Here is a 14,093-nt window from a genome sequence, read left to right as displayed (position 1 = left end):
GGGCACGTGGAGGGGCGATGCATCAGTGGGCCGCGTAGATCCGGCCCGCAGGGGATTACGGACGCTGCTGTGGTCGGTGCGTGTGCACCGTTCACGGAGGCCCGTCCACCGTGAGGGGCGGTTCACCATTGGCCGCGCCCCCGCCCCCGCCCGGCCCCCGGGGCGGCGGGTGGTGCTGTGCTCTGCGACGCGCGAAGGCCCGCCCCCGAGTGGGGGCGGGCCTTCGGTGTGGGCGGGGCGTGCGTCAGCTCTCGGCTGTCTCCGCCGGTTCCGCCTTCTTGCGCGTGCGGCGGCGCGGGGCGGGGGTCTCCGCCTCGGGCGCGTCCGCCGGGGCGGCCGCGACCTTGCGCGTACGACGGCGGGGCTTGGGCTCCTCCGTCGCCTGGGCCGGGATACCGGCCTCGACGCCCTCGACGGTGTCGGCGGCCTTGGCAGCCGCCGTCTTGCGAGTACGGCGCTTGGGCTTCTCCGCGTCGGCGTCGGCCTCCGGGACTGCCGCCTCGGCGACCTTCTCGGCTGCTGTCTTGCGCGTGCGGCGCTTCGGCTTCTCGGTCTCAGCCTCGGTGGCGGGGGCCTGCTCCGTGGCCTTGGCGGCTGCCGTCTTGCGGGTGCGGCGCTTGGGCTTCTCGGCCTCGGCGTCGGCCTCCGGCACGGCCGCCTCGGCGACCTTCTCGGCCGCCGTCTTACGCGTGCGGCGCTTCGGCTTCTCGGCGTCGGCGTCCGGGGCGGTGGCCTCGGGGGCCTGCTCCGTGGCCTTGGCAGCTGCCGTCTTGCGCGTGCGGCGCTTGGGCTTCTCGGCCTCGGCGTCGGCCTCCGGCACGGCCGCCTCGGCGACCTTCTCGGTTGCCGTCTTGCGCGTGCGGCGCTTCGGCTTCTCCGCCTCGGGGGCGACCGTCTCCGGTACGACAGCCTCGGGCGCCACCGTCTCAGGGACGACCGTCTCGGCCGCGGGCGTCGGCTCCGCGGTCTTGCGGGTGCGGCGGCGCGGCTTCGTGACCGGGGCCTCCACCTCGGCAACGGCGGCCGGGGCCTGAGCCGGGCCCTCAACCTCGGGCGTCGTCGCGCCCTCGGCCGTCGCCAGGGACTCCGACGCCGCACCGGCACGCGTCCGCCGACGGCGGCGCGGGGTGCGCGGCTCGGTCGTCTCGGCGGCCACCGGAGCGGCCTCCGCGACAGGGGCGGCCTCGGCCACCGGAGCGGCGGTGGCCGTCGCTGCCGTGGTCGTGGCCGTGTCGAGCGGGGTGCCACCGCGCGTACGACGGCGACGGCGCGGCGTGCGCGCCGGGCGCTCGGGCTCGGCGGCCGCCGGAGCCGAACGGTCCCGGCCGCGGTCCCGGCCGCGGTCCCGGCCGCGGTCCCGGCCACGGTCACGGTCCTGCGTACGACCACCGCCGGAACGGCCGCCACGGCCGCGTCCACCGGTCTCGCCGAGGTCCTCGATCTCCTCCGCGCCCAGACCCGCACGGGTCCGCTCGCCACGCGGCAGGACACCCTTCGTGCCCGCCGGGATGTTCAGCTCCTCGTACAGGTGCGGGGAGCTGGAGTACGTCTCGACCGGGTCGTTGAAGCCCAGGTCGAGCGCCTTGTTGATCAGCTGCCAGCGCGGGATGTCGTCCCAGTCGACCAGCGTGATCGCGATGCCCTTGGCGCCCGCGCGGCCGGTGCGGCCGATGCGGTGCAGGTACGTCTTCTCGTCCTCGGGGGACTGGTAGTTGATGACGTGCGTGACGCCACCGACGTCGATGCCGCGCGCGGCGACGTCCGTGCAGACGAGCACGTCCACCTTGCCGTTGCGGAACGCGCGCAGCGCCTGCTCGCGCGCGCCCTGCCCGAGGTCGCCGTGGACGGCGCCCGAGGCGAAGCCCCGGCGCTCCAGCTGCTCGGCGATGTCCGCGGCGGTCCGCTTCGTACGGCAGAAGATCATCGCGAGTCCGCGGCCCTCGGCCTGGAGGATGCGCGAGACCATCTCGGGCTTGTCCATGTTGTGCGCGCGGTACACGAACTGCTTCGTGTTGGCGACGGTCTGGCCCTCGTCGTCCGGCGCGGTGGCGCGGATGTGCGTGGGCTGCGACATATAACGACGGGCGAGGCCGATGACGGCGCCCGGCATGGTCGCCGAGAACAGCATCGTCTGGCGCTTCACCGGAAGCATGTTGATGATCTTCTCGACGTCGGGCAGGAAGCCCAGGTCGAGCATCTCGTCGGCCTCGTCGAGGACCAGGCACTTGACCTGCTTGAGGTCGAGCTTGCGCTGACCCGCGAGGTCGAGGAGCCGGCCGGGGGTGCCGACGACGACGTCGACGCCCTTCTTGAGGGCCTCGACCTGCGGCTCGTACGCACGGCCGCCGTATATGGCGAGCACGCGGACGTTACGCGCCTTGCCGGCGGTCAGGAGGTCGTTCGTCACCTGCTGGCAGAGCTCGCGGGTGGGGACGACGATGAGCGCCTGCGGCGCCTCGGTCAGCTGCTCGGGAGCGGCGCGGCCCGCCTCGACGTCGGCGGGGACGATCACCCGCTCGAGGAGCGGGAGGCCGAAGCCGAGCGTCTTGCCGGTGCCGGTCTTGGCCTGGCCGATGACGTCCGTGCCGGAGAGGGCGACGGGGAGCGTCATCTCCTGGATGGGGAAGGGGTTGATGATGCCGACGGCTTCAAGGGCCTCGGCCGTCTCGGGAAGAATCCCGAGCTCTCGGAAAGTCGTAGTCAGGGCTATGCCTCTTCTGTGAGACGCGGCGTGAGGCGAACGCTGGGGGTCGTGACCGTGCCACTACCGCCGGACGCTTGGGGGGCGTGCCGGGGGCGCGGGACCACTGCCGGCGCTCGAGCGCTCTTACCGCTGAGGTTCCCTCCTCGTGCCGCACGCACCCAGTGCGCACCGCCCGGAGGGCTGTCGGGTCGGAGCCGATCGGGCCACCGACCGGGCATCCTCATTCGTACGGCCCGTCGAATATTCGGCGGGCGCATTACCACTGTACCGCTAAATCTCGCATGTGTGTCCGGCGAATTGGTCACATGGTCGTCGTCACAGTCACTGACCAGGGACTTACGCGTTCCGGCAAGCGGGCTATTGTGCGCTTCATGGAGACGCCTGACACCGCCGCAGAATCCGCCGCCGAACCCACCGGGATCGCCGCCCAGGACTGGGCGAAAGCTTCCACCGAGCCCCAGTACCGCGCCGCGGTCGTGGACCTGCTCGGCGCGCTCGCCTACGGGGAGCTCGCGGCGTTCGAGCGGCTCGCGGAGGACGCGAAGCTCGCGCCGACGCTCGGCGACAAGGCGGAGCTGGCGAAGATGGCGTCGGCGGAGTTCCACCATTTCGAGCAGTTGCGGGACCGTCTTTCGGCGATCGGCGCGGAGCCGACCGAGGCGATGGAGCCGTTCGTCGCCGCGCTCGACGGCTTCCACCGGCAGACCGCGCCGTCCGACTGGCTGGAAGGCCTCGTCAAGGCGTACGTCGGCGATTCGATCGCCAGTGACTTCTACCGCGAGGTCGCGGCCCGGCTCGACTCCGATACGCGGGAACTCGTGCTCGGCGTGCTCGACGACACGGGCCACGCGAGCTTCGCCGTGGAGAAGGTGCGCGCGGCGATCGAGGCGGACCCGCGTGTGGGCGGGCGGCTCGCGCTGTGGGCGCGGCGGCTGATGGGCGAGGCGCTCTCGCAGTCGCAGCGGGTGGTCGCGGACCGGGACGCGCTGTCGACCATGCTGGTCGGGGGCGTGGCCGATGGTTTCGACCTGGCCGAGGTCGGGCGGATGTTCTCGCGGATCACCGAGGCGCACACCAAGCGGATGGCTGCGCTGGGCTTGGCGGCGTAGTCGCCCCTCGGGGGGCCTCGGGCCGCTGCGCGGTCGGGTGCGGGTTGGTTCCGGCTGGGCGCGCAGTTCCCCGCGCCCCTGTATGCCCCTTTTGGGGCCTTACGCCGTCGCCGAGCGTCGCAGCCTGTTGCGGGTCGGGCGGAGCAGGAGGGACAGCAGGGCCGCGGAGACGGCCAGTGCGCCCAGGAGTGTCGCTGTGGCGTGGGACGGGCCCAGCGCCATGTGGGTGATGAAGGCGCCGATGAGGGCGCCCGCCGGGCCTGTCGACAGGACCAGGCTGCGCGCCGGCAGCCGGTGGCCGAAGCGGTGCGCGGTGGCCCAGGCCAGCGCCAGGCCGAGCAATGTGGCGCCAAGTGCTTCCAGGATCACGGTGGTGCCCTCCCTCGCGGCCAGGTGCAAATCGGTCGTAGCCGGTGTACCCCAGGCCGCCGGAATGCAACCCTCCATGATCGGGTGACGCCGCGATCCCCACGTACAGCGCACATCGCGTGCATGCGGCGCACGAGAACGGCCCGGTGGCGGGTCACCCCGCCACCGGGCCGTTCTCGGAGAAATACCTGAAGCGTCCTACAGGGCGCTGAATCCCACCTTGCGCGCGGTCGGCTCGCCCAGCTCCACGTACGCGAGGCGGTCGGCCGGAACCAGGACCTTGCGGCCGTGGTCGTCCACGAGGCTCAGCAGCGGCGACTTGCCGGTCAGCGCCTCGGACACCGCGTGCTCGACTTCCTCGGCACTCTGGCCGCTCTCCAGCACGATCTCGCGGGGCGCGTACTGCACGCCGATCTTGACCTCCACGGCTTTGTCCCTCCGACGGTCAGTCTGTGCGCGGCCGTCCGCGCCGTACCCAGCACACATTAGCCCGGTGAGGGGACGGGAACGGCCGCGGCCGTGCACGCCGGTAGCGAACACGGGACGGGAACAAGAACGCGAGGGCTCAGTGGCCTTCCGTGCCGTGCAGCGGGAAGCCCGCGATGCCCCGCCAGGCGAGCGAGGTGATCAGCTGGACCGCCTTCTCGCGGGGGACCGTGCTGTCGCTGGCCAGCCAGTACCGCGCGACGACCTGGGAGTACCCGCCGAGGCCCACGGCGAGGAGCATCGCCTCGTCCCTGGGCAGGCCGGTGTCCTCCGCGATGACCTCGCAGATCGCCTCCGCGCACTGGAGCGTGACGCGGTCCACGCGCTCGCGCACCGCCGCCTCGTTCGTCAGGTCCGACTCGAACACCAGGCGGAACGCGCCGCCCTCGTCCTCGACGTACGCGAAGTAGGCGTCCATCGTCGCGGCGACGCGGAGCTTGTTGTCCGTGGTGGACGCGAGCGCCGTGCGCACGGACTGGAGCAGGGACTCGCAGTGCTGGTCGAGCAGGGCGAGATAGAGGTCGAGCTTGCCCGGGAAGTGCTGGTAGAGCACGGGCTTGCTGACGCCGGCGCGCTCGGCGATGTCGTCCATCGCCGCCGCGTGGTACCCCTGCGCGACGAATACTTCCTGGGCCGCCCCCAGGAGCTGGTTGCGTCGGGCACGGCGCGGCAGCCGTGTGCCCCGCGGGCGCGCCGCCTCTGTCTGCTCGATGGCTGTCACGCCGCCTCCCAAATGGTCCGATGTGCGGTGAGCGCCGCGCCGCCATCGTACTTTTCGGTAACAGTGATGTGCGCGCTGCGAGCGCAGAATTTCACGGAGTGGACGACCGCAGAAGGGCAGCCCAACGGTGCGTAGCGGGGCAAACCGCTGGTTGCCCGGCTCTCTCAGCGGTAGTCGTCCTCGTCGAGGGTCACGACGCGGGCCTGTTCCGCCAGGTCCGCCTCGCTGGCGACGGTGGGGTCGGCCTCTTTGAGGGAGTCGTCCCGGCTGGGGGCGAGATCGGTCTGCTGCTCCGCCGCGTCCGCCTCCGGGGCCTCGACGTCGGGCTCGGCCGCGCCGTCGTCCGCCTCGAAGGTCTCGAAGGTCTCGGGGTCAGTGGGGTCGACACTCATCTATGGCTCTCTTCCCTCGCGGTACGTGGTGGCCCTTATGGGGCGAGTGCCCTGTACCCCCGCTTTCCATGACTCTCTCTGTGTGAGCTTGTTTCGAGCCTAGAAGAGACCCGTACGGGGCGCTACGCGATCCGTGTGCGGTCTGTGACGGCGAACACGTGAACTACCGCGTGATCGTCTCGTAACATTGCCGCATGTCTTCGACCGAGCTGCCGAACCTGCTGGCCTCCACCGCCGCGCCCAAGCCGGGCGCCGTGGCGGTCGCGGAGGGGGAGCGGCTCGACTCGGTGGCCCTGCCCGGCCTCTCGCTGACCGTGCGTTCCCGGCCCTCGACCGGCCCCGGACTGCCCCCCGCGCTGTACGTGCACGGGCTCGGCGGCTCCTCGCAGAACTGGTCGGCCCTGATGCCGCAGCTGGCGGACGTCGTCGACTGCGAGGCGATCGACCTGCCCGGGTTCGGGGACTCCCCGCCGCCCGACGACGGCGACTACTCCATCACCGGGCACGCCCGCGCGGTCATCCGCTATCTCGACGCGCGCGACCGCGGCCCCGTCCACCTCTTCGGGAACTCGCTGGGCGGCGCCATCACCACGCGCGTCGCCGCGGTCCGCCCCGACCTGGTCCGCACGCTGACACTGGTCTCGCCCGCCCTGCCGGAGCTGCGCGTGCAGCGCACGGCGGTGCCGACGGGGCTGCTCGCGGTGCCGGGCGTCGCCGCGCTCTTCACCCGCCTCACCAGGGAGTGGACGGCCGAGCAGCGGGTGCGCGGCGTCATGGGCCTCTGTTACGGCGACCCCGGGAGGGTCACGCCGGAAGGTTTCACCGCGGCGGTCCGCGAGATGGAGCGCAGGCTTCAACTCCCTTACTTCTGGGACGCGATGACCCGCTCGGCGCGCGGCATCGTGAACGCGTACACGCTGGGGGGCCAGCACGGGCTGTGGCGGCAGGCCGAGCGGGTGCTCGCGCCGACCCTGCTCGTCTACGGCGGGCGCGATCTGCTCGTCTCGTTCCGCATGGCCCGCAGGGCGGCCGCCGCCTTCCGTGACTCGCGGCTGCTCACGCTGCCCGACGCGGGCCATGTGGCGATGATGGAGTACCCCGAGAGCGTGGCGACGGCCTTCCGTGAACTGCTCGTCGACACCGGTGAGTTGAGCGGTCTCGGCCGCGGTGGATCGCGTACGGGTTCGGGGAGCTGAGGCGGCGCGTGGGACGTCACAGCCGCCGCGCTCCGGCAGACACGACTGACAACACCAGCACCTCGGGCACACCGGTTTCGCACGGTGTGGGACCCCAGGCCGCGCCCGGTACGGGGCGGCGCAGGCGCGTGTCGGCGGATGGCACGCCTCCGCACGAAACGCCCGCCGGCGAGGTGCCGCGGGTCGGTGGCGGGCACGGTCTGCCCGGGCCCCGGCAGGACTACGTGGCCGCGTTCCCCGACGACGCCCCGTTGCCCGACGATGCCGCGTTCCCCGACGGCGACGGCGACCTCTCCGCCGCGGGCGGGTCGGAGCAGGTCGCGCGGCCGCCGCGCCCCCGCGATCCGTACGCCTCCGTCACCGACTGGGCGGCCGTCCCCGAACCCGCCGACGGCGGCGACGGTGACGGCGAGGGCAGGAAGCGCGGCCGCAACCGCGCGCTCGCCGGCGTCGCGGCCGCCGCCGTGACCACCGTCCTCGCGGTCGTCGTGGCGGGCCAGGTCGCCGGCGGCGCGAAGGGCCCCGACACGCGGACCAAGGCCGCCCCGGGCGGCGCCCGCGACACGGACGACCCCGCCTCCCGCTCGGACCGCCGTCCGACGCCCGCCGAGGCGAAGGACGAGCCGGCGACGTACGAACAGAAAATGCGCGAGAAGAACCCGATGGACGCGAAACTCAAGGCGTCCGGCGACTTCACGGCGATCTCCGGTTTCGAGAAGGCACCCGGCAAGGGACAGCTGTTCCGCTATCGCGTCGACGTGGAGAAGGGCCTCCACCTGGACGGCGAGCTCTTCGCGCAGGCCGTGCAGAAAACCCTGAACGACAAACGCAGTTGGGCCCACGGCGGGGCCCGCACTTTCGAGCGCATCTCCTCGGGGAAGCCCGATTTCGTCATCACGCTCGCCAGCCCGGGAACGACCGCGGCCTGGTGCGCGAAATCCGGCCTCGACACGACCCAGGACAACGTGTCGTGCGATTCCGCGGCGACCGAACGCGTGATGATCAACGCCTATCGGTGGGCGCAGGGCGCGAAGACGTACGGCGACGCCGTCCAGAAGGAGTACGGCAGCGCGATCTTCCCGTACCGGCAGATGCTGATCAATCACGAGGTCGGGCACCGGCTCGGCTTCAACCACACGGACTGCACGAAGGACGGCGGCCTCGCGCCGGTCATGCAGCAGCAGACGAAGTTCCTCGACCACGACGGCATCAAGTGCAAGGCCAACCCCTGGGCTTTTCCGAAGGGTTGAGACCGTTCGGCCAGGCCATTCGGAGTCCGCGGCTCCGGTGGCCGCTTTGACATCCGCCGGAAGTTCGTTCATATTTCTCCGCATGTCGAAGAGTCACGCCCCGTCGAGCGCCGCCATTGAGCTGGCGCTGTTCGGCGTGACCGCGCTCTGCGTGGCCGACATCCACTGTTGCTGACGCCCGCCCCGGCGAGTGCGTCGCTTTTTCCCGGCTTTCTGCTGACATCTTCCTGAGCAGCCGTATGCCGTCGTGTCCCGCGCCTTTCCCGGGGTGAGCCCTGTCGCTCCCATTTTTTCGCCTTCGCACCCCGAGAGGTCCTTTTCCGATGCGTCGATCGTCCGTCATATCCCGCCGCGTGGCAGCGGCATCCGTCAGTCTGGTCCTGGCCTCGGGCGTCGTCGCCTGCGCGGGTCCGAAGGACAACGACGCCGGGAGCGGCGGCGACGGCAAGCCCGCGAAGGGCGGCACGCTCACCGTCCTCAACCGCGACCCGCAGACCGACTTCGACCCCGCGCGGCTCTACACCTCCGGCGGCGGCAACGTGCCGAGCCTCGTCTTCCGCACGCTGACCACCCGCAACCGCGAGGACGGCGCCAAGGGCACGGAGGTCGTCCCGGACCTCGCCACGGGCCTGGGCAAGCCGAGCAAGAAGGCCACCGTATGGACGTACACCCTGAAGAAGGGGCTCAAGTACGAGGACGGCACGCCGATCACGACCGCCGACATCAAGTACGGCATCGAGCGGTCGTTCGCCGCCGAACTCTCCGGCGGCGCACCCTTCTTGCGGGACTGGCTGATCGGGGGCGCCGACTACGAAGGCCCGTACAAGGACAAGGACGGCCTGGACTCGGTCGAGACGCCGGACAAGCAGACGATCGTCTTCCACCTCAACAAGCCCGTGGGCGACTTCGACTACGTGGCCACCCAGACGTCGTTCGCGCCCGTGCCCAAGAGCAAGGACAAGGGCACCAAGTACGAGGAGCACCCGCTCTCGTCCGGCCCCTACAAGGTCGTCGAGAACCAGAACGACGGGGAGCGGCTCCGCCTGGAGCGCAACCCGCACTGGTCCGCGAAGAACGACGCGGAGCGCAAGGCCTACCCCGACGTCATCGACGTACGGTCCGGGCTCGACTCGTCCGTCATCAACCAGCGGCTCTCCGCGAGCCAGGGCGCGGACGCCGCCGCCGTCACCACCGACACCAACCTCGGCCCGGCCGAGCTCGCCAAGGTCACCGGCGACAAGGAACTCGCCTCGCACGTCGGCACCGGCCACTTCGGCTACACCAACTACCTCGCCTTCAACCCGAAGGTGAAGCCGTTCGACGACCCGAAGGTGCGGCAGGCGATCTCCTACGCCGTCGACCGCTCCTCGGTCGTCAACGCGGCGGGCGGCTCCTCGCTCGCCGAGCCCGCCACCACGTACCTGCCGAACCAGAAGTCCTTCGGATACACGAAGTACGACCACTTCCCGGCAGGTCCGTCCGGCAACCCGAAGAAGGCCAAAGAGCTCCTGAAGGAAGCCGGTCACCAGGACGGGCTCACCATCACGCTCACGCATTCCAACGCCAAGGACTTCGAGACCAGCCCCGAGATCGCCACCGCGATCCAGGACGCGCTCAAGAAGGCCGGGATCACCGTCAAGCTCCAGGGCCTCGAAGAGAACGACTACAGCGACAAGACGCACAGCGCCAAGGACGAGCCCGGCCTCTTCCTCGCCCACTGGGGCGCCGACTGGCCCTCCGGCGGCCCCTTCCTCGCCCCGATCTTCGACGGCCGGCAGATCGTGAAGGACGGCGCCAACTTTAACTCCGGCTTCCTGAACGACAAGTCCGTCAACGACGAGATCGACGAGATCAACAAGCTGACCGACCTCAAGGCCGCCGCGAAGCGGTGGGGCGCCCTCGACAAGAAGATCGGCGAGAAGGCGCTGACCGTGCCGCTCTTCCACCCGGTCTACAAGCGCCTGTACGGCAAGGACGTCAAGAACGTCGTCATCAGCGACTGGACCGGTGTGCTCGACGTCTCCCAGGTCGCGGTGAAGTAGCCGTGCGGATCTTCTGGCAGCGGCTGCGCGAGCAGCGCGCCGCCCTCGTCGCCGCGGGCGTCGTCGCCCTGCTCGTCCTCGTGGCGCTCGCCGCGCCGCTGCTCACCGCCCTGGAGGGGCAGGACCCCACCACGTACCACCCGGAGCTCATCGACTCGGCGCGCGGCGGCGTGCCGGTCGGCCCCCTCGGCGGGATCAGCGGCGACCACTGGCTCGGCGTCGAGCCGCAGACCGGACGCGACCTCTTCGCGCGCCTCGTGTACGGAGCCCGGGTCTCACTCGGCGTCGCGCTCGCCGCGACCGTCGTCCAGGTGTGCATCGGCGTCGCGGTCGGGATCGCCGCCGGGTTCGGCAGCCGCTGGGTCGACCAGCTGCTCAGCAGGGCCACCGACGTCATCGTGGCGCTGCCGCTCATGGTCCTCGCGCTCGCACTGATGGCGGTCGTCCCCAGCGGATTCCCGCGGCCCGTGCTCGTCGCCCTCGTCATCGGCCTCGTCGCCTGGGGCAGCATGGCCAAGCTCGTGCGCGCGCAGACCGTCACGCTCAAGGAGCTCGACCACGTGGCCGCCGCGCGGCTCAGCGGCTGGAGCTCCCCGCGGATCGCCCGCAGAGAGCTCCTGCCCGCGCTCGCCGCGCCCGTCATCACCTACGCCGCGCTGCTCGTCCCCGCCAACATCACGGTCGAGGCCGCGCTCTCCTTCCTCGGCGTCGGCGTGCAGCCGCCGACACCGTCGTGGGGACAGATGCTCACCGCCGCGGACATCTGGTACCAGGCGGCACCGCAGTACCTGCTGTACCCGGCGGGCGCGCTGTTCGTGACCGTGCTCGCCCTCACCGTCCTCGGCGACGGCGTGCGCACCGCGCTCGACCCGCGGGCCGGCTCGCGGCTGCGGATCGGCACGGGCCGCAAGCAGGAGGCCAGGGCATGACCGGCTTCTCCGGGTTCCTGCTGCGGCGCTTCATCGGCGCGGCCGTCACCCTCCTCGCCATCTCCGTCATCGTCTACATGGTGTTCTACGCCGCTCCGGGCGACGTCGCCCAGATCACCTGCGGCCCCCGCTGCTCACCCGCCCAAGTCCAGCAGGTCGCCGAGCAGTTGCGGCTCGACGACCCGCTGTACGCGCGCTACTGGGACTTCCTCCAGGGCATCGTCGTCGGCCACGACTACTCGACCGGCACCGGCACCGAACACTGCGCCGCGCCCTGCCTCGGCATCTCCTACCAGAGCGACCAGCAGGTCACCGCGCTGATCCTGGCGAAACTCCCGGTCACCGGGTCGCTCGCGCTGGGCGCCATGGTGCTGTGGCTCCTCCTCGGCGTCGGCACCGGCGTGCTCTCCGCCTGGCGGCGCGGCCGGCTCGGCGAACGCGTCCTGACCGCCGTCACGCTCGCGGGCACCGCCACACCGGTCTTCGTCATCGGCCTGCTGCTGATGATCGTGGTCTGCGGCCAGCTGCGGTGGCTGCCCTTCCCGCAGTACGTCGCCTTCGCGGACGACCCGACGCAGTGGGCGTGGAACCTGCTCCTGCCATGGCTGTCGCTCGCGCTGATCGAAGCGGCCAAATACGCGCGCCTGACCCGCTCCTCGATGCTGGAGACGCTCGCCGACGACCACGTGCGGACGTTTCGCGCGTACGGCGTGGGGGAGCGCTCGATCATCGGGAAGCACGCGCTGCGCGGCGCCGTCGCACCCGTCATCGCCCTGACCGCCAACGACTTCGGGTCGATGTTCGGGGGTGCCGTGCTCAGCGAGACGCTGTTCGGCCTGCCCGGCATCGGACGCGAGCTCGTGCACGCGGTCAAGGTCGTCGACCTGCCGGTGGTCGTCGGGATGGTCGTGGTCACCGGCTTCTTCGTGGTGCTCGCCAATGCCGTCGCGGACGTCCTGTACGCGGTGGCCGACCGACGGGTGGTGCTGTCGTGAGTCTCGTCCGGGTCACTGATCTGACCGTGCGGTTCGGGTCGGGGGTGTCCGCCGTCCGTGCCGTGGACGGCGTCTCCTTCACCCTTGAGGCGGGCGGCGCGCTCGCCCTCGTCGGCGAGTCCGGTTCCGGCAAGTCCACCGTGGCGTCCGCGCTGCTCGGACTCCACCGGGGCACGGGCGCGCACGTCGGCGGATCGGTGCTGGTCGACGGCGTCGACGTACAGGAGGCTCCCGACGCCGGACTGCGGCGGCTGCGCGGCGGCAAGGCGGCGATGGTCTTCCAGGACCCGCTCTCCTCCCTCGACCCGTACTACGCGGTGGGCGACCAGATCGCCGAGGTGTACCGCGTGCACACGGGCGCGTCCCGGCGTGCGGCACGCGCGCGTGCCGTGGAGGTGCTCGACCGGGTGGGCATCCCCGACGCGGCACGCCGTGCCCGTTCGCGCCCGCACGAGTTCAGCGGCGGCATGCGCCAACGCACGCTCATCGCCATGGCGCTGGCGTGCGAGCCCGCCCTGCTGGTCGCCGACGAGCCGACCACCGCGCTCGACGTCACCGTCCAGGCCCAGATCCTCGACCTGCTGCACACGCTGCGCGCCGAGACCGGCATGGGACTGCTCCTGGTCACCCACGACGTGGGCGTCGCCGCGGAGAGCGCCGACGAGATCCTGGTCATGCGGGACGGCCGGGTGGTGGAACGCGGACCGGTCCGTGCGGTGCTCGGGGCGCCCCGGGAGACGTACACGCAGGAGCTCCTCAAGGCCGTCCCGCGGGTGGACTCGCCGCTGCCGCCCCCGAACGACGGGGACGCGGGCGAGATCGTCCTCGAAGCGGTCGGCCTGCGGCGGGAGTTCGGGCGCGGCAGGCGCGCGGTCACCGCCGTCGACGACGTCTCCCTCACCGTCCGCCGCGGGGAGACCCTCGGCGTGGTCGGCGAGAGCGGCAGCGGCAAGACCACGCTCGGCCGGATGCTGGTGGGACTCCTGGAACCGACCGCCGGGCAGCTCCGCCACGGGGGTGCGGAGAAGCCCGGGGGCCGGGGGGTTTCCGGCGGCCTGCTGGGTCCGGGCGGACGGCTGGGTCCGGGCGGGCGGCTGGGTCCGGGCGGGCGGGTGGTTCCCGGTGTGCAGATGGTGTTCCAGGACCCCGTCTCCTCGCTCAATCCACGGCGGTCCGTCGGCGAGTCCGTCGCCGATCCGCTGCGCGCGCGGGGCGAGAGCGACTCCTTCGTACGGAGGAGAGTGCGCGAACTCCTGGAGCGCGTCGGCCTCGATCCGGCGCACTACGACCGCTACCCGCACGAGTTCAGCGGCGGACAGCGTCAGCGCATCGGCATCGCGCGGGCGCTCGCCGCCGAGCCGCGGCTCATCGTGTGCGACGAGCCGGTGTCGGCGCTCGACGTGACGACCCAGGCGCAGGTGACCGCGTTGCTCGCCGAGTTGCAGCGGGAGCTGGGGCTCGCGCTTGTCTTCGTCGCGCACGACCTGGCCGTGGTGCGGCAGGTCAGCGACCGGGTCGCGGTGATGCGGCAAGGAAGGATCGTCGAGTACGGGCCCGTGGCGGAGGTCTACGGCTCTCCGCGGCACCCGTACACGCGACGGCTGCTCGCCGCCGTCCCCGCGCTCGACCCGGAGGCGGCGGCGCGGCGCCGCGAGGCCCGCAGGGAGCTGGCCGCGGCCTGACCCTCGGCCTGACCCTCCGTGACGAAAAAGGGGCTTTCGGGCACCTATAGCGCGACGGAACGCTACCGGCGCGAGAAAGTTACTGCCGTTCACCCCTTCTGGTGGGGGGGGGGGAAAACCCCCCCCCCCCCCCCCCCCCCCCCCCACCCCCCCCACCCCCCCCCCCCCCCCCCCCCCCCCCCCCCCCCCCCCCCACGAGAGCCGGGGGTTGCCCCCTC

The 14,093-nt window shown here is 71.8% G+C and carries 13 protein-coding genes; 8 read left to right on the top strand and 5 right to left on the bottom strand.

Annotated features, from left to right (window positions below; translation table 11 throughout):
* Window positions 1-244 precede the first annotated feature (244 nt).
* Window positions 245-2,611 (bottom strand): DEAD/DEAH box helicase, encoded by a 2,367-nt coding sequence (locus ACZ4Z4_RS23080; protein WP_468330188.1) that lies wholly within the window; start codon window positions 2,609-2,611, stop codon window positions 245-247.
* 464 nt (window positions 2,612-3,075) lie between these two features.
* Here ACZ4Z4_RS23080 and ACZ4Z4_RS23075 point away from each other — a divergent pair, with 464 nt between their 5' ends.
* On the top strand, window positions 3,076-3,813 hold the full coding sequence (locus tag ACZ4Z4_RS23075) for a ferritin-like fold-containing protein (protein WP_404754103.1): 738 nt from the start codon (window positions 3,076-3,078) through the stop codon (window positions 3,811-3,813).
* 99 nt (window positions 3,814-3,912) lie between these two features.
* On the opposite strand, the gene ACZ4Z4_RS23070 is transcribed toward ACZ4Z4_RS23075, so the two are convergent.
* The 4 genes from ACZ4Z4_RS23070 to ACZ4Z4_RS23055 all read right to left on the bottom strand — a co-directional run bounded on the left by ACZ4Z4_RS23070 (window position 3,913) and on the right by ACZ4Z4_RS23055 (window position 5,781).
* A complete protein-coding gene (locus tag ACZ4Z4_RS23070; protein ID WP_468330185.1) occupies window positions 3,913-4,182 on the bottom strand; it encodes a hypothetical protein in 270 nt (89 codons plus the stop codon).
* Between the two features lie 198 nt (window positions 4,183-4,380).
* A complete protein-coding gene (locus ACZ4Z4_RS23065; protein WP_055565193.1) occupies window positions 4,381-4,608 on the bottom strand; it encodes a DUF3107 domain-containing protein in 228 nt (75 codons plus the stop codon).
* 139 nt (window positions 4,609-4,747) lie between these two features.
* Entirely contained in the window at window positions 4,748-5,389 is a 642-nt protein-coding gene (locus ACZ4Z4_RS23060; protein ID WP_468330182.1) for a TetR/AcrR family transcriptional regulator, read from the bottom strand.
* A gap of 164 nt (window positions 5,390-5,553) precedes the next feature.
* Entirely contained in the window at window positions 5,554-5,781 is a 228-nt protein-coding gene (locus ACZ4Z4_RS23055; RefSeq protein ID WP_468330179.1) for a hypothetical protein, read from the bottom strand.
* Between the two features lie 194 nt (window positions 5,782-5,975).
* On the opposite strand from ACZ4Z4_RS23055, the gene ACZ4Z4_RS23050 reads away from it, so the two are divergent.
* The 7 genes from ACZ4Z4_RS23050 (at window position 5,976) to ACZ4Z4_RS23020 (ending at window position 13,875) form a co-directional block, all read left to right on the top strand.
* Window positions 5,976-6,977, top strand: coding sequence for an alpha/beta fold hydrolase (locus tag ACZ4Z4_RS23050; RefSeq protein WP_468330176.1), 1,002 nt, complete (start codon window positions 5,976-5,978; stop codon window positions 6,975-6,977).
* 128 nt (window positions 6,978-7,105) lie between these two features.
* Entirely contained in the window at window positions 7,106-8,227 is a 1,122-nt protein-coding gene (locus ACZ4Z4_RS23045; RefSeq protein ID WP_468330173.1) for a DUF3152 domain-containing protein, read from the top strand.
* 82 nt (window positions 8,228-8,309) lie between these two features.
* On the top strand, window positions 8,310-8,402 hold the full coding sequence (locus tag ACZ4Z4_RS23040) for an Ms4533A family Cys-rich leader peptide (protein ID WP_365358848.1): 93 nt from the start codon (window positions 8,310-8,312) through the stop codon (window positions 8,400-8,402).
* A gap of 148 nt (window positions 8,403-8,550) precedes the next feature.
* A complete protein-coding gene (locus ACZ4Z4_RS23035) occupies window positions 8,551-10,269 on the top strand; it encodes an ABC transporter substrate-binding protein (protein WP_468330170.1) in 1,719 nt (572 codons plus the stop codon).
* A 2-nt stretch (window positions 10,270-10,271) separates the two neighbouring features.
* Window positions 10,272-11,198, top strand: a complete 927-nt coding sequence (locus ACZ4Z4_RS23030) for an ABC transporter permease (protein WP_468330167.1) — start codon at window positions 10,272-10,274, stop codon at window positions 11,196-11,198.
* Window positions 11,195-12,193 carry an ABC transporter permease gene (locus ACZ4Z4_RS23025; protein WP_468330164.1) on the top strand — a complete coding sequence of 333 codons (999 nt, stop codon included), beginning with the start codon at window positions 11,195-11,197 and terminating at the stop codon, window positions 12,191-12,193. Before ACZ4Z4_RS23030 ends, ACZ4Z4_RS23025 begins: the two co-directional genes overlap by 4 nt.
* Complete coding sequence (locus ACZ4Z4_RS23020; RefSeq protein ID WP_468330161.1) at window positions 12,190-13,875, top strand: dipeptide ABC transporter ATP-binding protein; 1,686 nt, start codon at window positions 12,190-12,192, stop codon at window positions 13,873-13,875. The genes ACZ4Z4_RS23025 and ACZ4Z4_RS23020 overlap by 4 nt, the downstream gene beginning before the upstream one ends.
* The last annotated feature ends 218 nt before the right edge of the window (window positions 13,876-14,093 follow it).

The sequence above is a fragment of the Streptomyces sp. NPDC030245 genome, from assembly GCF_055572995.1.
The sequence above is the reverse complement of the archived record's forward strand: the minus strand, read 5'-3'. Positions and strand labels throughout refer to the sequence as shown.

Excerpts from the sequence above, each read along its gene's own strand:
- ACZ4Z4_RS23080 (WP_468330188.1), bottom strand. The coding sequence starts at position 2,611 with ATGACGCTCCCCGTCGCCCTCTCCGGCACGGACGTCATCGGCCAGGCC.
- ACZ4Z4_RS23075 (WP_404754103.1), top strand. The coding sequence starts at position 3,076 with ATGGAGACGCCTGACACCGCCGCAGAATCCGCCGCCGAACCCACCGGG.
- ACZ4Z4_RS23055 (WP_468330179.1), bottom strand. The coding sequence starts at position 5,781 with ATGAGTGTCGACCCCACTGACCCCGAGACCTTCGAGACCTTCGAGGCG.
- ACZ4Z4_RS23050 (WP_468330176.1), top strand. The coding sequence starts at position 5,976 with ATGTCTTCGACCGAGCTGCCGAACCTGCTGGCCTCCACCGCCGCGCCC.
- ACZ4Z4_RS23040 (WP_365358848.1), top strand. The coding sequence starts at position 8,310 with ATGTCGAAGAGTCACGCCCCGTCGAGCGCCGCCATTGAGCTGGCGCTG.
- ACZ4Z4_RS23035 (WP_468330170.1), top strand. The coding sequence starts at position 8,551 with ATGCGTCGATCGTCCGTCATATCCCGCCGCGTGGCAGCGGCATCCGTC.
- ACZ4Z4_RS23025 (WP_468330164.1), top strand. The coding sequence starts at position 11,195 with ATGACCGGCTTCTCCGGGTTCCTGCTGCGGCGCTTCATCGGCGCGGCC.